Source organism: Roseivirga sp. UBA1976 (assembly GCF_002336325.1).
Lineage (GTDB): Bacteria > Bacteroidota > Bacteroidia > Cytophagales > Cyclobacteriaceae > Roseivirga > Roseivirga thermotolerans.
In genome coordinates this window covers 17979-35183 of the sequence record NZ_DDDQ01000159.1, presented here as the reverse complement: position 1 = coordinate 35183, position 17205 = coordinate 17979, and the positions used below count along the sequence as shown (strand labels likewise).

Annotated in this window: 19 protein-coding genes; 17 read left to right on the top strand and 2 right to left on the bottom strand. The window is 43.5% G+C overall.

Going from position 1 to position 17205, the window contains the following annotated elements; translation table 11 throughout:
* Positions 1–6: 6 nt before the first annotated feature.
* The 15 genes from B3763_RS16235 to B3763_RS16165 all read left to right on the top strand — a co-directional run bounded on the left by B3763_RS16235 (position 7) and on the right by B3763_RS16165 (position 12395).
* A complete protein-coding gene (locus B3763_RS16235) occupies positions 7–516 on the top strand; it encodes a hypothetical protein (protein ID WP_286747844.1) in 510 nt (169 codons plus the stop codon).
* Positions 516–803, top strand: a complete 288-nt coding sequence (locus B3763_RS16230; RefSeq protein WP_286747842.1) for a hypothetical protein — start codon at positions 516–518, stop codon at positions 801–803. Before B3763_RS16235 ends, B3763_RS16230 begins: the two co-directional genes overlap by 1 nt.
* Complete coding sequence (locus B3763_RS16225) at positions 796–1137, top strand: hypothetical protein (protein WP_286747840.1); 342 nt, start codon at positions 796–798, stop codon at positions 1135–1137. Before B3763_RS16230 ends, B3763_RS16225 begins: the two co-directional genes overlap by 8 nt.
* The gene (locus B3763_RS16220) at positions 1134–1520 is read left to right on the top strand and encodes a hypothetical protein (protein WP_286747837.1); all 387 of its coding nucleotides are present in this window, start codon (positions 1134–1136) and stop codon (positions 1518–1520) included. The genes B3763_RS16225 and B3763_RS16220 overlap by 4 nt, the downstream gene beginning before the upstream one ends.
* 1 nt (position 1521) lies before the next feature.
* Positions 1522–1746: a hypothetical protein gene (locus B3763_RS16215; RefSeq protein WP_286747835.1), complete on the top strand. Its 225-nt coding sequence runs from the start codon at positions 1522–1524 to the stop codon at positions 1744–1746.
* Positions 1739–3364: a hypothetical protein gene (locus tag B3763_RS16210; RefSeq protein WP_286747833.1), complete on the top strand. Its 1626-nt coding sequence runs from the start codon at positions 1739–1741 to the stop codon at positions 3362–3364. Before B3763_RS16215 ends, B3763_RS16210 begins: the two co-directional genes overlap by 8 nt.
* Positions 3364–3684, top strand: a complete 321-nt coding sequence (locus tag B3763_RS16205; RefSeq protein WP_286747831.1) for a hypothetical protein — start codon at positions 3364–3366, stop codon at positions 3682–3684. Before B3763_RS16210 ends, B3763_RS16205 begins: the two co-directional genes overlap by 1 nt.
* 3 nt (positions 3685–3687) lie before the next feature.
* The gene (locus B3763_RS16200; RefSeq protein WP_286747829.1) at positions 3688–4545 is read left to right on the top strand and encodes a hypothetical protein; all 858 of its coding nucleotides are present in this window, start codon (positions 3688–3690) and stop codon (positions 4543–4545) included.
* Complete coding sequence (locus tag B3763_RS16195; protein WP_286747827.1) at positions 4542–5018, top strand: hypothetical protein; 477 nt, start codon at positions 4542–4544, stop codon at positions 5016–5018. Before B3763_RS16200 ends, B3763_RS16195 begins: the two co-directional genes overlap by 4 nt.
* Positions 5015–5941 (top strand): hypothetical protein, encoded by a 927-nt coding sequence (locus B3763_RS16190; RefSeq protein WP_286747825.1) that lies wholly within the window; start codon positions 5015–5017, stop codon positions 5939–5941. Before B3763_RS16195 ends, B3763_RS16190 begins: the two co-directional genes overlap by 4 nt.
* Before the next feature lie 66 nt (positions 5942–6007).
* Entirely contained in the window at positions 6008–6814 is an 807-nt protein-coding gene (locus tag B3763_RS16185) for a DNA adenine methylase (protein WP_286747823.1), read from the top strand.
* A gap of 298 nt (positions 6815–7112) precedes the next feature.
* Positions 7113–7604: an RNA polymerase sigma factor gene (locus B3763_RS16180; protein ID WP_189631667.1), complete on the top strand. Its 492-nt coding sequence runs from the start codon at positions 7113–7115 to the stop codon at positions 7602–7604.
* Positions 7605–7618: 14 nt separating this feature from the next.
* Positions 7619–8509: a FecR family protein gene (locus tag B3763_RS16175; protein WP_286747820.1), complete on the top strand. Its 891-nt coding sequence runs from the start codon at positions 7619–7621 to the stop codon at positions 8507–8509.
* Entirely contained in the window at positions 8509–11244 is a 2736-nt protein-coding gene (locus B3763_RS16170) for a carboxypeptidase-like regulatory domain-containing protein (protein ID WP_286747818.1), read from the top strand. Before B3763_RS16175 ends, B3763_RS16170 begins: the two co-directional genes overlap by 1 nt.
* 206 nt (positions 11245–11450) lie before the next feature.
* Complete coding sequence (locus tag B3763_RS16165; RefSeq protein ID WP_286747816.1) at positions 11451–12395, top strand: FecR family protein; 945 nt, start codon at positions 11451–11453, stop codon at positions 12393–12395.
* 108 nt (positions 12396–12503) lie between these two features.
* Here the strand turns inward: B3763_RS16165 and B3763_RS16160 are convergent, their stop codons facing one another.
* Positions 12504–13784, bottom strand: coding sequence for a UDP-N-acetylmuramoyl-tripeptide--D-alanyl-D-alanine ligase (locus B3763_RS16160; RefSeq protein ID WP_348655137.1), 1281 nt, complete (start codon positions 13782–13784; stop codon positions 12504–12506).
* A 95-nt stretch (positions 13785–13879) separates the two neighbouring features.
* Between B3763_RS16160 and B3763_RS16155 the strand changes: the two genes are divergently transcribed.
* Positions 13880–16036: a T9SS type A sorting domain-containing protein gene (locus B3763_RS16155; RefSeq protein ID WP_286747812.1), complete on the top strand. Its 2157-nt coding sequence runs from the start codon at positions 13880–13882 to the stop codon at positions 16034–16036.
* Entirely contained in the window at positions 16033–16422 is a 390-nt protein-coding gene (locus B3763_RS16150; RefSeq protein ID WP_286747810.1) for a hypothetical protein, read from the top strand. Before B3763_RS16155 ends, B3763_RS16150 begins: the two co-directional genes overlap by 4 nt.
* On the opposite strand, the gene B3763_RS16145 is transcribed toward B3763_RS16150, so the two are convergent.
* Positions 16412–17188 (bottom strand): amidohydrolase, encoded by a 777-nt coding sequence (locus B3763_RS16145; RefSeq protein ID WP_286747808.1) that lies wholly within the window; start codon positions 17186–17188, stop codon positions 16412–16414. The genes B3763_RS16150 and B3763_RS16145 overlap by 11 nt on opposite strands.
* Positions 17189–17205 lie beyond the last annotated feature (17 nt).

Here is a 17205-nt window from a genome sequence, read left to right as displayed (position 1 = left end):
TAGAAAGTGACTAAAGAGGAGAAATTTCAGCAAGCAATGAAGGAGTTTGGTAAAACTCCGTCCGTGTGCTTTCCGGCAGAGGTGCAGGAAGTAGACAAGGAAGCTTTGACCTGTGTGGTTTCTCCTATTAATGGAGCCGAGATGTTTGATGTTCGGCTCAAGGCTTCTGTCAATTCTGTAACTGATGGTATTGTTCAGTTTCCGGTTGAAGGCACAACTGTTTTAGTCTGTTTAATCGGTAATGATCCTGAGTTGGGGTTTGTGGCCGCTGTGGATGAGGTGGATGAAGTGTTGATGTTCGGGGGCGAAAACGGAGGGTTAACTATCACTCCTAAGCTGGTTGAAGAGCTAAACAAGACCAATGCCCGGATAGATGCCATAGTGGAGTCATTGACCGGGTTTATGCCTGTGCCGAATGATGGCGGAGCTGCGCTGAAGACTTACGCAAACGCTCAATTGGCAGGGAAGGCAAATGGAGACTTCTCTGAGATTGAAAATGAAAAGATTAGGCATTGATGACTGACATTCTTTTAGACGATGATCTCGATTTACAAATAGTCAATAATGACTTTGTGATCGGTGATGCTACTGAACAAAATCAGAAGCTTATCATATCTGCTAATAAGGGAGAGGTTCGGCCTTATGCTTTTGTTGGGGTTGGCATTGCTCAGGCTGTTCATGATGATAACGTGGGCAGCTTGAAGCAAGAAATCATTAAGCAGTTTGAATTAGATGGTATGACCTTGAACAGGCTGAATATAAAGTCTAGTGGTACTATGGAAATTGACGCAACCTATGGCTAAGAGCAAGTACACAGTAACCTCCGGTCAGAAGTTGATGGACGTAGCCCTTGAGGTGTACGGAGACATAACAGGAATTTTCAAGCTCTTGGAAGATAACCCGGAGCTGATCACCGTTCAGGATGATCTTGAGGGCGGTCAGGTACTGCGGATTGATTCTGACAAGGTGGTAAACAAAGAGATTGCCAGCTACTTCAGCCGAACACGCCAAAATGTGAATACTTGGAGTTGGGAGGAGCAAGGTGATGAACCGGACGAAAATGGACTTACTAGTAGTGATGAAATACTGCTGATTAGCAGTGATGAGATAGTGCTTAAATCAAGTGATCAAGTATGAATTTAGATAGGACTTTTGCGCAGATAAACACGATTCTAAACAACGTCTGGAATGGTGTATATGCTACTCAGACTCAATTGAACAATGTAACCGGGGAAGACATTGTGTTCACCAATGTTGTGACACTTGATAAAAATTACACCTCGTCAAAGGTAATAGATGCACCGTTGGCTTATGCTGATGTTGCCAACCCTGAACTAGTTAATAAGAAGAGACGTAGTCGAGTTGATTACTTGACGGCTGATGGTGTAAATATTCCAACCTTTCCGGCAGGCTGGATAGTACGGTTGAATAACTACAACAATACCAATGGAGCAAAGAACCGGGTGTTCATGGAGTGGAATGGTGAGACTGTGATCCTTCAGGTGATAAATCTTGGATAACATGGATGAGGAAATAAGACAAGAGATTAAAGAACTTGACCCTGTTACAATTGAACAGGAGTTGATTCAGGATGGGTTGAACTCAAACTATCGACCAATAATCCAGGTGTATGATACCGGAACACATTTGATCACAGAGACTATCTATTACAGATTTAAAGTCAATCACCGCGAATGGGCTGCTGAATTGGGTAGAGGTTATTTGAAGGAGGTTAAAAATGGCTAATAATTTCAAAGAGGTATTTGGCACTGGAGTTGTGCCGGGGATAGTGTTTGATAGGTCTGGTCACCAGAGTGGTGTTGGTACTTATGACGACCCAAAAATAACGCCTACAACCGCCCTGCTTAATACTAATATCAAAGCTGTGATAGGTGGAGGATATTACAGCTCATTGAACTTTACCATAAGTGGTGAAATGAAAGCTGATGGAAAGGTAATAATCAAAAATAGCACCATAATTATTGGACAGAATTCAGGCACAAAGCTTCAAGGAATCAAGTTTATTAACACCTCGTTCAACGCTAGAGGTTATACATCGATCACTAGAAACTATATTGATAATATCTACAAAAACTGCACTGGCCTGATGTGTTACAAGGCCGCTGATGTATATGTCAGATGTGTGTTTGTTGATTGTTCTGCACAGGTGTTAGACTTAGCTAGGGCTAACTTTTCTATTTTTGACGGCACCTGTAACTTTAGTGGTGATGGATTTGAACGATTTGAAAACTGTTATGTTTCAAGGAATTCTATCATAAGAATGCAGTCTCCAACTTACTTCACCAGAAACAATGTTGAAGGGCTTATACAAGTAGCAATTACCGGAGGCTATGGCTTATTTGCAATTCAAGACGGTAGAGCCGGAACGCCACAAGATCACGGGTATCCTGCCGGGGTTAGCTGGCTGAATTCTGCAAATGTAGCAGCCGTAGGAGGAACAGGAAACTGGGACGCAGCGGTTGCAACGTGTATCAATGACGATCCTCTCTTTAATAATACAAGTGTTGGAGATTATAGAGTACAGGCAGGCTCTCCAATGATAGGAGCGGCTACCGGGGGCGCAAATATTGGTAATGCAAAAGTTGGGGTTTCAATTTATAATAACACTGTTTCGAACACTGTGTTTGTTGCTCCTGATGGAAATATTGATGTTTCAGCGAGTCCTGTATATAGATTGTTGGGAGGTTCTGCGGATGGGGAGATAAACTATGTTTTCAGAATTGGATCACAACCATTGACCATCAATGAGAAGGTTCTTTTAGTTGCTGATTTGTTTTTTGACTCATCTTTTCCGGGTGGCACTTCTGAAAACAATAATGTTCCTGACTCTCAGCCGGTGTCTACTAATTACCCTCAAGAGTTGGTTACAACAGGAGCTGCTCCTGATAATGTTACTTTGATTTGTGCTAATCATGGTGTTCCTGTAGGGCAAACCGTAAGGGTAAACGGTGAAGATAGATTAGTGGATAGTGTGCCTGATGTTAACACGATCATTCTTGATTCAGCTTTGAGAGCTATCGTTGGCAGTGGAGTTTCCTTCACTTATGGATCAGCTTCTCAACAAGCCTCTCTTAGACCCAATAGACTCTCATATAAAATGAGATTTAGCACACAGCAGTTAAAACCAGCAAACGATGCTGAATGGGATAACGGTTTGAATCCATCCTATGGGCTGGCGGGGGCATTCTTTACAATGGAATGGGACACAGTACCGGAACTGATTATTGACGGTGCGAATGTTTATGGTAACGCTGATCCTGATCGACCTTTCGGGGTATTGGGCACACCTATAAGTGCTACATGGATCGAGTTAGTAGTGGTTTTAACAAACAATTTTAAATAATGGCTGGAGGAGTATTAGGCTTTAATCTGGATACTACCCCTGTGGTTGGGTTTTTAGGCTTCTCAGTAGGGCTGGATGGCCTGACTCCTGTACAGGTTAAAGATCGCAAAGGTAAGGTTCTTTCAAACGTGACCCTTGAGGCTGAGAATGCTACTTCAGGAGTCCCCTTTGAGAACACTACTGACGCAACCGGAACAGCCTTAATGCAGCTCGATAACCCAACCACGATAACAGCAAAAAAGGACTTGGTTGAAGTAGATACAGCTTTTGCTGGTGAAAACACATTGGTAATTGAGTTAGATGACGATTTGATGATTTAGACTATGGCTAGAACAGCAAAAGAGTGGTATGATATTCTCATAGCTGAGAAAGAGACTCAGGCCAGCTTAACCGATTTAGGTTATGAAGGCGATGACGCTGAGACTCTTTTGAACGACCTAAACAGTAATTCAAAGGTTGCTGTGTGGCGTTTGATGTGCTGGCTGTTTGCCTATGTTGCTGCATTCTTCGATCAGTTCTTTGACATCTTTAAAGCTGAGGTAGATGAGAAGTTGAAGGCCATTCCCGGAAACGCTGAGAGTCTAAATAAAGAGGTGCGAAAATTTCAATATGATGACCCTCTGTTGTTCTACTCAGATGGCTCTTATGGTTATGCTGAGATCGATGCCGCTAAACAGATCATAAAAAGGGTGTCCATTAACACCACTAGCGCAGGAACTCAAGTCAAAGTAGCGAAGGAGGTTAACGGTGATCCTTCCCCTCTTTCGAACGATGAATTAACAGCGTTTCAAGGCTATTTGAACGAAATTCAATATGCTCAAAAGAAGCTTGTTGCTACCAGCACGGCAAGCGATAAATTGAAGCTTCCTCTTACTATTTATTATAGTGCAATAGTTCCGCTCGCTACTATTAAGGCACGTGTAGAGCTGGCAATTACTGAGCATCTGAAAGTCTTGAATTCAGACACCAATTTCGATGGCTCATTTTATCCGCTCGACTTATTGGTGGCCATCAGGGATGTAGATGGTGTTATTAGCGTTGATGGTGATGATGAAATTGAAGCACGTAATGACCTGGGCGAATTCTCAATTGTAGATAGAGTCTATTACCCTGCATCCGGTTATTACACAATTGACGATGCTTTTCCTTTAGCAGCTACATTAAACTACTCAGTTGAATGATGAACTTTAATTTCAATACGGATAAGTTCTCTAAAGATTGGTGGCTTATAGCACTCAGAAAACCGAAGATTCTAGCTTGGTCGAAAGTGCTATTGAGACCATTGGAAATAATAGTCTCCGAATTTAATGCATTCGTTACACTCAAACGAGATGAATACAAGTACACGGGTCGCGTAATCTCATTGAGAAACCTATTGATCAGCAAGTTCGGAGTTGGCATAGTGGTTGAGCCGCAGTCTAGTAATGGAAACCCGTTCATCTTGACTGATTCAGGTGACGGACTGAACTGGCAGCTCGGTAATTCTGGAAACCTTTTGAACCCTGTTGTAGGAGACAGCGGATCAGCTGTTTTAGATGATGTAGATTTTATAGTCAAAGTTCCAGCAGCTCTCGGAGTTGATTTGAACGAGGTTAGAGGTCTTGTAAATAAGTATAAAGTAGCAGGAATAACATTCAAGATAGTTGAGATATGAAAAAGATACTTTTTCCTGTTCCGGGAATTAGACAAGAGGTGAGTTTAACAACGCATCAACAGCATCAAAATGCATTGATTGAAGTCTCCTCTTCGATTATAAAGAGCCTTGGAATTTTAGACTCCGAATGGACTGTACTGTATGGCTTGGAAGCTGTAGAAGGAGCTCCCAATTGGCAGATCAGTGCAGGAGCTGTATATCATGATGGAGAGGTCTATTTATGTGATGGAATTCAAGGTAATGATGGCGGAAATGTTCCGGTGCTTACAATCACTGAAACCAATATTGGTCAAGCAGCCAAGTTCTCAGATTTCATAGACCGTCATGTTCATAAAGACTTCAAATTAGTCCTAAGCTTTGCAGCCAGTGACAGTGCAGATGTCAACTACTCTGACTTGGTAAGGGTGGATGAAAAGATTGTCAATTTGCTTCAGCTAGAGAGCCGATTAACTGATTTAAAAAATGAGATTCTTGGTGGAGCTGATGCTGCGTTTGATACTCTTATAGAGCTTCAAGCTGCTCTTGGTAATGATGAAGACTTTGCCGCCACCGTAACGGCTGCACTGGCCACAAAAATGGCACTTGGAGTAACTACACTAGATGAGACAGCTTTTACAGAAGGTACTAATTGGAACATAAATAATAGCAGCTACATCAAGAAGAATGGTAATGGATGGATAGACGTTTTATTGGATGTTATTCCTGATGGAGCTAGTTATCCTTCGAATATTACAGTAGCTACGCTACCAATAGGTTCACGACCTGCCAATTCTCTTAGCGGCATTATTGGTCGTGCTGTTGATGTTGATACTCATACTGTATTTTATTTCAATGTTAATTCAAATGGAACTATTCAGATAGTCCCTCCAACGGGGTCAGTTCCAGAGAGAATGATCATTAAGGTATCATACTTTAATAGCTAAAACAGAAAATAATCAAGGCAGTGTCGCGCCTTTATAAGTACATTTTAAACCAAATAAAGAACAATAATGGTGCGACAAAAACCGCGTCTTAAGACGCCAATTACTTATTATGGAGGCAAGCAGCAAATGCTGCAACATATCCTTCCGCTCATTCCTGAGCATAACACTTACACCGAAGCTTTTGCAGGTGGATTAGCTGTTTTCTGGGCTAAAGAGCCTGTTAAGTGTGAAGTGATTAATGATGTAGATCAGGAGATTGTAAACTTCTACGAGATTATAAGATCGAACCCTGAAGGCTTTCAGAATGAAGTCAATAAGACCCTTCATAGTCGTAGTCAATACGAGGATGCTTTAACTATTTATCACAACCCACACATGTTCTCTAAGGTAAAAAGAGCATGGGCGTTTTGGATACTCACTTCCCAAGGTTTTGTGAGTAAGATTGGCACATGGGGATATGATAAAGAGGGCAAGCAGCCTCTTAGAGTAAACGGTAAAAAGCATCTTGATTTAACACCTTATACCGAGCGATTAGAGCGTGTGACAATCGATAATAATGATGCCTTGAGGATCATTTCAGCACATGACTCCAAAGAGTGTTTTCACTACATCGACCCACCGTATATTTTTTCTAATCAAGGCCATTATAATGGGTATAACGAGAGTGATTTTGAACGACTTTTAAGCCTACTCAGTAAGATAGAGGGTAAATTTATGCTGTCTAGCTACCCTAGTGAAATCTTAGAAAAGTACACGAAACAAAACGGATGGGTTACCTTTAAATTTACGAAACAACTGGCTGCAAGCAAGTCTGGTAAGGGTAAAAAGGTAGAGGTTTTAACCTTGAATTATGATTGTGGAATAGGTGGGTAAAAATGCCCGGAGGTGTCGCACTTCAATAAAATAACCCATACAGATCACTCTGATGAAGTCTCCGGGCAAAGCTCTGGACAGCATCTAATCTATATGGGTAAATCAAGAAGTGCGACACTTCAAAGTTAGTCGTTCGAAGTGGATTTTAATAATGTTCGAAGGCAGTTTGATTGATTTGAAAATGTCCGTTAATTGAACGGAAAAATATCAAGGAATTGAATTGGCGATTTTAAAAAGCTCTCCATCTTACGGAAAAGTGTTTTTTATTTATCTTTAGCCAAAGCATTTTTAGCACTGCATGACCCTCTCAGAGTTCAAGAGCCTTTTCGATCAGTATTACACCCCCATCAAGAATTTCCTATACTACAAATCGGGTAATATTGAGCAGAGCGAAGACATTGCCCAAGATGTGTTCATGAAACTTTGGGACAAGCGGGAGGAAGTTCAGCCGGAGACTGTAAAAAGCTACTTATACACCATTGCCAACAACATGTTGCTCAACAAAATAAGACATGACAAGGTGGTGATGAATTTTGCAGAACGGCACAAAACCCAACAAGAAGAACACTCTCCGGAGTTTGCTTTGGAAGAAAAGGAATTCAAAGCCGAGTTGGAAGAAGTTATTGGCGCTATGCCCGAAAAGCAACGCGAAGTTTTTCTAATGAACCGGATTGATGAACTCACCTATAAAGAAATAGCCGATAGGCTCGCACTAAGCGTCAAAGCTGTTGAGAAAAGAATGCACGGAGCTCTGGCACATCTTCGCGAACACATTAAGTATAAAATTTAAGTTAATTTAGACCGGTGAAAGAAGATAATCTCATAGACAATTGGCTCAAACAGGAGCTTCCTCGGGAAGAGAAGGAAGCTATGGAGAAACTTATCGCTTTCACCGAGAAGCTGGACGTTCCGCATGGTAAATCGCAAAACGAAGCCTGGGAGCAACTCACCAGAAAAATAGAAGAAAGAGCTCCTGACAACGAAAAAATTATGCAGCCCTCAAAGCCTCGCAGGGCATGGCTGTGGGCTGCGGCTGCCGCTATTATAGCCCTGGTTATCTACGTTAACTTTTCGGCAGGCAATAAGATCATCACCGTACGGGCGGCATCGGGCCAGCTTACAACCATTACACTCCCCGACAACTCTATGGTTACCCTCAATGCCGGAACCGTTATGTCTTACAAAGAAAAAAACTGGGAACGCAATCGTTGGGTGGTACTATCGGGCGAAGCCTTTTTCGATATTACTCCGGGCAACGAATTCAAAGTGATTGGAGACAATTATCAGGTAAAAGTGCTGGGCACTTCCTTTAACCTTTACAACCGATCCAAACACCTGCGTGTTTCCGTATTTACCGGTACAGTAGAGGTAAGCAACAATGAAGATAAAGTAGTTTTGAACCCCGGTGAGGAAGCTTTACTGCACAAAGACCAGTTGAAAACCCAGGCTTTCGATCTCACACGAACAGCCACCTGGAGGTCGGGCAGCTTTTACTTCGATGCTCAACCCCTTTCGCAGGTAGTTGAGGAGCTGGAAAGGCAGTTCAATATTAAAATACTTTCAGAGCAACCACTAAGCGAAAGATATTACTCAGGCTACTTCAATACTTCGAACCTCAACGAGGCATTGCAGTTGGTTTTTGTACCTATGGGGCTTAAATTCAGTAGAAACGGAGATCAGGTAATTGTTGAATAGTGCGCATTATAAGTTGGCTTTTATGTGTATTGATTTGCAGCCAGATCAGCCTGGCTCAAGACATCCGTTCGGTGGCCATAACCGAAAACTTTGACAACGCTTCACTGGCCAAAGTACTCCGAATACTCAAAAACAAATACGACCTTAAAATTGCCTATGACGATGCCCTTATAACAGGCACTACGGTTTCCGGGCAGTTTGCTCAAAAGCCTGTGACCGAATTTCTGGACGCCATCTTGCGCAATAAAGGAATAGACTACCAATTGCTCAATGATAAAATCATCCTCATCCCCAAAAAGGTAAATCTTGATGTAAATACGCCCAGTCTGTTCGACATAACCGTATTTGGGTTGGTGCAAGATGCCAGCACCGGAGAAAGTTTACCCAATGCCGTGGTAAGAGTGAGCGGTTTGCAACGCGGAGTTATAACCAATAAAGACGGCTATTTCTCTTTACCCCAGGTACCCACCGACACCAGCACCATTGAAGTTAGCTACCTGGGCTACCAAAAATCGCAGGTAAAACTGAAGCCGGGAGAAACCAAGCAGACCATCAAAATAATGATGCAAGAAAGCTCACTAGATCTCTCCGAGTTTACGGTGGTAGAAAATAAATTCTCCACGGTTAAGTATGGCGATCAGATATCTCAGATCACCATAGACCCCAACAACCTCTCCGCACTACCAAGCCTTGGTGAACTGGATATTTTTCGTTCGCTTCAGTATTTGCCGGGCATTGGGGGTTCTGACGAAACCTCATCGGCCCTATCGATTAGAAACAGCCCTTCTACTCACAATTTGGTACTATTCGATGGTATAACCCTTTACCGGCTAGATCATTTTTTTGGTGTTTTTAGTGCCATCAATGCCGATGCTGTTCGAGACATTAAAATTTACAAAGGAGGCTTTGGAGCAGAGTACGGAGGTCGGGTCTCCGGGGTGGTAGACATTACGGGTACCACCGGGAGTTTCAACGAACCCAATTACTCCATGGGCTTAAACCTGCTAAGCGCTCGGTTTAGTGCCAATGTGCCTTTTGCCAGTGGAAGAGGAGCTTTTCATGTGAGTGCAAGAAGAGCATACACCGATATTATTCGCAGCAATCTCTTCGAAAAACTCTACACCAACTATCGAAAAAAATCTAATCAGGTAAATCAGCAGGCTTTTAACGGGCTGGCCAATGAAGACGACCTCATACGCCCCGATTTTCATTTTTACGATCTCAATTTTAAGGCCACCTACAAGGTTTCTACCCGCGATGTAATGAGTCTGAGTGTTTATCAGGGCCGGGACGACCTTGATACGGACTTTGACATAGTGAACTTCCAGGATCCGAACAATCCCGGCACTATTAGCCAAATTGACAGCTACAATGAAAAGGCCGACTGGGGTAACAATGGCATTGGACTGGCCTGGTCCAGAAACTGGAACAGAAAGTATTACTCAAACCTGCAGCTGGCCTTTTCCGATCATTACTTCGACTACTTCTACAACAACGAAAGACGCAATGGTGCTGGCGATCAAATCGGGCTTTACGAAATCACCCGAATGAACGAAGTAGAAGATCTTCAGTTAAATTTAAAAAATGAACTCACGGTGGGCGGACGGCATAGCCTTGACTTTGGTATTAACCTTTCCAGCATCAACGTATTCAATAAGGTAGATATACGCGATTTGTCGGGCATGACCCCGGATGACCGCAACCCCAGCTCTGACGGAACCATTCTTTCCTTCTATCTGGCCGACAATATTACGCTCAGCAAAAACCTTGAATTGCGACTGGGTGGCCGGCTCAACACCACCAGTGTAAGTGACAAAAGCTTCTTTGGGCAACGGGCGGCCCTCGTATATCAGCCCCTTCCACACCTGGAACTCAAGCTAAGTTCGGGCAAGTATTTTCAGATTATGCGAGAAGAGGTTTTTGACGACCCCTTTTCGAACAATGAAAACAGTTGGAACCTGGCATATGAAAGCAGCAAACCAGGGCCCAGGCACCTTCCGGTAATGGAATCGGACCACCTAATAGCAGGCTTTCAATATGAAAAAAACGACCTTACCATAGACCTTGAGTTTTATGAAAAACAGGTAAGCGGGCTCACCGAATACAACATCTCTCACCTGTACAATCCCAACACCAACCGCCAAAGTCCGAGTATTCTCATAGCACCCGGCACCAGCAATATCCGGGGTTTAGATCTACTTATTCAAAAGCGTATAGGCCCATACCAGGGCTGGATTGCCTACACCAGAAGTAAAGCACTTAACCGCTTTGAAAGCATAAATAACAATAGTGAAATAGCTGCAAGAGAAGACCAGCGCAATGAACTTAAGTTTGTACATATTATTGAACTACCGGCCTGGAACTTTTCAGCTACCTGGGTCTATGGTAGCGGCAAACCATTTTACCGTCCCACTATTAATTTTATTCGAAACAATCAGGGTGAGTTGATCAATTTTGAAGTGGTTAACACCCAAAAAACAGTTGAACGACTTCCTGATTATCACCGGTTAGACATCTCCATTGCTCATAAGTTTGAGGGAGAACATATGCGTGGAGAAATGGGGCTATCTATTCTCAACGTGTATAACCGGCAGAACATACAAGGCAGGAGACTCAAGCGAGATGAAATTGAAATGGCCATTAATAACAATGAACAAATGGCCCCTACCAATCTTTACAGAGATATAGTACTGCTCGACTTTACCCCTTCCCTGTTTCTCAATCTGTACTTTTAAATTATAGGGCTACTTATCCAGATCAGATAGAAGCAAAAGACACTTGACCTACAAGCTGTCTTAACAGCCCCTATATGTGTCATTCCATTCGCAAATGGCACGACTGGTGGAAAAATATCAAAACACACACCATACGACTTAAATAAGCTACACTATAAAAATACTAAAAGTAGGGTGTTGCTTACGCTTGGTGTATTAACAGCACAATGACAGGAAAAAAGCACCATAACAATTGGGAGCAGGCGTGGCTTGAGGGAGAAATAACTCACCGGGAAGCAAAACAACATGCCGAAAACGACCCTCAATTTGAGTCATTGCAGAAGTTTGTGGAACAGTCCGGTAACCTCTGTGTGAGAGAAACCATTTCTCAGGAAGAGGCCTGGAAGAAGCTGGAAAGCAAAATTTCTAACCACGATTCACCTAAAGTAATTTCCATTTCGCGCAGAAATTGGATAATCGGAGTAGCGGCCTCTTTCATCTTAGCTATTGGTGCTTTTTTCATTTTACAACCAAGAACCAATCAAGTTTCTATAGCTACCGGTTTGGCAGAAGTACGAACAGTAAATTTGCCCGATGGATCGGTGGCATACCTGAATGCTGAAAGTTCCGTTTCATTTCCTGAAAAAGGCTGGACAGACCACCGAGAGGTGCGCTTAACTGGCGAAGCCTTCTTTGAGGTGAAGCGGGGCAGCAGCTTCAAGGTGCTAACAACCAACGGAAAGATTGAAGTACTAGGCACCAGTTTTAATGTGAGAACCAGAGGCCAGCTACTGCAAGTAGCGTGTAAAACCGGCAAGGTAAAAGTAAGTAGTCCGGAAGGCACTTCAGAGCAAATAATAACTCCGGGACTCTCCGTTTCTGTTGAAAACAATGTTGTTTCCGAACCTGTAGAAACGCGGCTAGACAGAATTGACAGCTGGAGAATCGGTCAATATGACTACGAGAGTGTGCCGCTGCAACAAGTTCTGAACGAAGTAAAAAGATTATACAGTGTAGAAGTTGAACACGACTTCTCTGAAAGCGAATTATCAAGCCCTATAACCACCACATTCAAAAGCCTGAAAGATGCCGCCCAAACCATTGCACTATCCAAAAGCAGAGGATTTGAGGTAGATACTGAGGCTCAACGAGTGGTGTTTAAGGTGAAATAATATTTAAAATAAGGTGACAATTGTTTTTATGGTTAAGCAGTTCAGTCACCGATTCTTAGGTTGAGGTTGAGGGATGGGTGGTGCCATCCCTCTTATTTTTTCAAGACATCAAAAACTCTCCAAAAGAGTTTCCAGGCTCATTCCCCGCGAACCCTTAATTAGTATCTGGCTATCTTGCAATTGAAGTCCTTTTAAGTAAGTCGCCAATTCTTGTTTATCTTCAAAGTACTCAGCCTTCTTATTCGTTTCATAGGCATGCTTCATTAGCTCACCACAAAAAATCACCTGATCCAGAGCGAGGCCAGCCGTCAGGCTACCCACAGCAGCATGCTCTTCGGCCGCTGACTCACCCAGTTCGAACATATCGCCCAGAATAGCCACCTTATAACCCGGTTTGGCCGCAAAATTTTGCAGTGCAAGTGCCATAGAAGTGGGATTGGCATTATAGGCATCCATTACCACGGTATTTGAGCCTAATTGCTTAATCTGAGACCGGTTATTTTCAGGTATATAGGCGGCTATAGCTTCCAGGGCTTCATTCTCAGGCACCCCAAAATAGGCTCCAATGCAAAGAGCCGCACAAATGTTTTCAAAATTATAGCTTCCGGAAATCTGAGTATCCACCACCTTGCCTGATCGGGCCTTCAGTTTCACAAAGGGTTGGGCATCGATTAACTCAGCATGGTAAACATCATCCTTATCAGGGTAAGTCGCTATCTCACTTACTAACCGACCGGCCTTTTCCATCAGGCGCTGATTACGAGAGTTCACAAACAAAACACCCCCTTGTTTGGCCACATGTTCATATAGCTCGGTTTTACCCTTAAACACCCCTTCTATTCCACCGAAGCCCTCCAGATGAGCCTTTCCTATGTTAGTAATCAAACCGAAAGTGGGTTCGGCAATGGCACAAAGTTGAGCTATATCTCCTACAAAATTAGCTCCCATTTCTACTATAGCCATCTCCGTGTTGGCCGTCAGCCTCAGTAAAGTAAGAGGTACACCAATGTGATTGTTGAAATTGCCCAATGTGGCCAACACACGAAATTTTCTAGCCAGCACATCTCGCACAAGTTCTTTAGTTGTAGTCTTTCCATTAGAACCCGTAATGCCAATTACCGGAATATTAAACTGCTTGCGGTGATGATTGGCCAACTGCTGCAGAGCCTTCAACCCATCTTCAACCACCAGATAACGATTATCTCTGGCATAGGCCGGGTCATCGATTACCACCGCACAGGCACCAAGCTCCAAAGCCTTATCGGCAAACTTGTTGGCATTAAAGTTTGGCCCTTTCAGAGCAAACCACAGGTTATCTTTTTGGAGAGTGCGGGTGTCTGTAGACACACCCGTAGAACGAAGGTAAACCGAGTATAACTGATCAATCATTGCCATTGTATTTGGTCGGTGAAGTTACAACACTAAAGCGCAAAAATTGCGTTATTCTGAATGACTGATCGTAATTTAGCCTCAGAGTTGTTCGCATGAAATACCTGATTGTCTTAATAACCCTTTTCTTCGCCACTACAGCCAAGGCTCAGGTTGCCTTCGCCTTCGATCAGACGGTAGAACTCCGGCAAGACAATGAACGCTTAGCTAGGGCTTTTGAGGGGGGCTTAAATTCTGCGCAATTTCAAACCATGGATCTGAATATGGACGGGCAACAAGACCTGGTCATCTTCCACCGGCAGTCCGGCCACCTTACCACCTATATACGCCAGGACGATGAATGGGTATTTGACCCTTCTTATGCCTTCCAGTTTCCGGCCGATGTGGTGAATTGGATGGTACTGACAGACTTTGACTGTGATGGCAAAAAGGATCTTTTTACAAACACCACGCTGGGCATTAAAGTATACCGCAACATGAGTACTTCCGAAGGTGTGGCCTGGCAACTAGCCAGTGAATTTCTGCGCTTCGATCAGGGCTCTAATTTACAGGTGAGCGCCACCGATATACCCGGCTTTGCCGATGTTAACAGAGACGGAGCGTTGGACATTCTTAGTTACCGCTTTGGAAGTTCCGGTTCAATAGAATACTACCAAAACACAGGTTCCTGTGGTAGCCTTAATTTTACCCGAATCACCAGAAACTGGGGCGATTTTTACGATTGTGGCTGCAACAACTTTTCGTTCGGACAACCCTGTCAGGAAAACTCTGGAGAAGCTGCTGAGGAGGCCGAGACTTCAGAGCCGGCTGTGATTTTGCATGCAGGAGGCAAAACGATTCTTCCCTTCGATGCAGACAATGATGGCGATATAGATATTGTAGCCTCAGATGAGCTCTGTACTAATCTCGTTTTTTTTGAAAATAAGGGAACCACGCAACAAGCCTCTATTACCGATTTTCATCCCTTCCCTTCTCAAGACCCTGTGGCCTTTGAGTTTTTTCCTTCAGCGTTCCTTTTAGATACCGATTTTGACCAGGTAATGGAACTGGTGGTTTCCACAAACATCGACCGTAATCTGGGCAACAGGGTAAACTTTACAAACCACATACAAGTATTCGACAATTCCGGCAACAACCTAAACCCCACCTTTGAAGGGAAACAGCCTTTTTTACAACATGAGATGGTAGATTTGGGGGAGGACGCCTATCCCGCATTTTGGGACTATGATGCCGATGGTGATCTGGATTTATTCGTTGGGCACGCTGGACAACCAACCCCTAACGGACTGGTAAGCAGTCTTTGGCTGTTTGAAAATACCGGAAACCGTTTTAACCCCTCATTTGCTTTGGCAACTACCGACTTCCAGAATCTGTCTTCGCTGGGTTATGCCGGGTTTAAACCCCAGATGGCCGATATAGACAATGACGGCATTACCGATATAGTTCTTCAGGCACAAACCGGAGGAAATTCGGCTGCTGTTTTTCTTCTAAAGGGCCTTGGTGATGGCCGTTTCGAAACTCCTGTAAATCTTAACCTGCCTACTACACCCAATAGCAACCCCTTGGTGTATGACATTGACGGAAACGGCCTGGCAGACGTGCTGCTTGGCGGAGCTTTTGGAGGACTGACGGCCTTTATCAACGAAGGCAACCTAAGGTTTAGGGAAGAGGAACAGTTTGGCGGTTTTGAAAATGATTTTACCCGTCAGGTGCTTTCTGTTGCAGTGGCTAACTGGTCGGGCACCAGTAAACCACAACTACTTACCATAGATAGTCAGGGAGCATTGACCCTCTATGAAGCTCCTTTTAATGCAGCATTCCAAAAAGGCCCCTCTGTCACTACACTAATTAGCGAAGCAAATAACCTAAGACCTTCACGACTGGGCCGAAGCAACTACCTGGCCGCAACCGATTTATTTGGTAATGGCAAACCATCGCTGGTTATTGGCACCAAAAGAGGTGGACTGTTGCTTCTCAGAAATGTGGGAACCGGAAATGGCGGAAGCGAAAACGACCTACGGGTTTCACTGTCTCCTAACCCATCAGCGGACTCCGTCAGACTTTTGGTAAATGCCAACGCCATGGTCTCAGTGATAGATACCAGTGGACGACTAATTTCCGAGCCTGTAGCTGTAGCCGATGCTGAAGTAACTACTTTGGATTTCTCCAGCTACCCCGTTGGCCTATACCTGATTCGAATTGTAAGTTCGGACGGACGGAGTATTACTAAAAAGCTATTAATTCAGCGATGATCCTCTTCTGTTACTTTCAGATAAAACCCATAGAGCAAATCGCTTTTAGCTTTCCCGAGAAAGACGCATTAAGTGAAATTGATGCAGCGTTTAACTTTGTGGAAGCCGATAGTAAATCGGAGCCATTTTTAGTTCAGGAGATCGCTAAAATGATAGCTGAATCAGAACAAGTCATATGCTTTTTCGATGTAGTTGAATCAGAAGGTCTAGGCGCTCTTTCTAAAGCGATAGAAGCCTTGAGAAAAAGCAAAACAAACCAGCTATTCTTTGTGAATGGAAAGAACCAACAACTGCAGAAAGTCTTACAGATGTTGAAACAACCGGTGCACAACTTTGAATCTACCGCGCAGTTGAAAGCAGTTTTAACTAAATCTATCAACTCTTGATTTCAAACTCATCGGCATCTAGGTGAGCAGGAAACTTCTTACGGAACGACTGAAGACTTTCAGCAGAGAGTTCTATGTAAATAATCTCTTCCTTTTCAGAAAACGTCAACTGCTCTCCTTTTGGACTGTAAGCCGCTGAATGACCATTATATTCAATGCCAACCCCATCTTTCCCTACACGATTGAGACCAATAGAATAACTCACATTCTCTATGGCTCTTGCTTCCAGTAGCGTGTCCCAAGCATTGACTCTAACAGCCGGCCAATTGGCCACATAAAGCAACAGATCATAGGCTAAGTCTACATTTCTAGACCACACAGGAAACCTAAGGTCGTAGCAAACCATTGGGCATATCTTCCAGCCCCTCCACTCTACTATGAGCTTTTCTGCACCCATATCGAAATGCTCGTGCTCATTGGCCATTCGGAAAAGGTGACGCTTATCATAAGTCTTAAACTGTCCATCGGGTTGCATCCACAAAAGCCTATTGAATACCTTCTCTTGCTCTTTGACAATATAGGAACCGCAAACAGCTGCATTTTTTTGAGCTGCCATTTGCTTCATCCACTTAAAAGTGTTGAAGTTCATGGGCTCGGCTAACCCCTCATGTTCCATAGTAAAACCGGTCTGGAACATTTCTGGAAGTAGAATAAGGTCCATATCATTCTGAATCTGCCAGATTTTCTCTTCAAACATGGCTAGGTTCGCACCTATTTCATGCCAATGAATATCAGATTGGATAAGAGCTACGCGAAGGTTTTGCATAGCCAAATGTAGAAAGA

Coding starts and splice junctions, on each gene's coding strand:
- B3763_RS16200 (WP_286747829.1), top strand. CDS start 3,688: ATGGCTAGAACAGCAAAAGAGTGGTATGATATTCTCATAGCTGAGAAA.
- B3763_RS16145 (WP_286747808.1), bottom strand. CDS start 17,188: ATGCAAAACCTTCGCGTAGCTCTTATCCAATCTGATATTCATTGGCAT.
- B3763_RS16185 (WP_286747823.1), top strand. CDS start 6,008: ATGGTGCGACAAAAACCGCGTCTTAAGACGCCAATTACTTATTATGGA.
- B3763_RS16215 (WP_286747835.1), top strand. CDS start 1,522: ATGGATGAGGAAATAAGACAAGAGATTAAAGAACTTGACCCTGTTACA.
- B3763_RS16165 (WP_286747816.1), top strand. CDS start 11,451: ATGACAGGAAAAAAGCACCATAACAATTGGGAGCAGGCGTGGCTTGAG.
- B3763_RS16195 (WP_286747827.1), top strand. CDS start 4,542: ATGATGAACTTTAATTTCAATACGGATAAGTTCTCTAAAGATTGGTGG.
- B3763_RS16210 (WP_286747833.1), top strand. CDS start 1,739: ATGGCTAATAATTTCAAAGAGGTATTTGGCACTGGAGTTGTGCCGGGG.
- B3763_RS16225 (WP_286747840.1), top strand. CDS start 796: ATGGCTAAGAGCAAGTACACAGTAACCTCCGGTCAGAAGTTGATGGAC.
- B3763_RS16205 (WP_286747831.1), top strand. CDS start 3,364: ATGGCTGGAGGAGTATTAGGCTTTAATCTGGATACTACCCCTGTGGTT.
- B3763_RS16180 (WP_189631667.1), top strand. CDS start 7,113: ATGACCCTCTCAGAGTTCAAGAGCCTTTTCGATCAGTATTACACCCCC.
- B3763_RS16230 (WP_286747842.1), top strand. CDS start 516: ATGACTGACATTCTTTTAGACGATGATCTCGATTTACAAATAGTCAAT.
- B3763_RS16160 (WP_348655137.1), bottom strand. CDS start 13,784: ATGATTGATCAGTTATACTCGGTTTACCTTCGTTCTACGGGTGTGTCT.
- B3763_RS16150 (WP_286747810.1), top strand. CDS start 16,033: ATGATCCTCTTCTGTTACTTTCAGATAAAACCCATAGAGCAAATCGCT.
- B3763_RS16190 (WP_286747825.1), top strand. CDS start 5,015: ATGAAAAAGATACTTTTTCCTGTTCCGGGAATTAGACAAGAGGTGAGT.
- B3763_RS16155 (WP_286747812.1), top strand. CDS start 13,880: ATGAAATACCTGATTGTCTTAATAACCCTTTTCTTCGCCACTACAGCC.
- B3763_RS16220 (WP_286747837.1), top strand. CDS start 1,134: ATGAATTTAGATAGGACTTTTGCGCAGATAAACACGATTCTAAACAAC.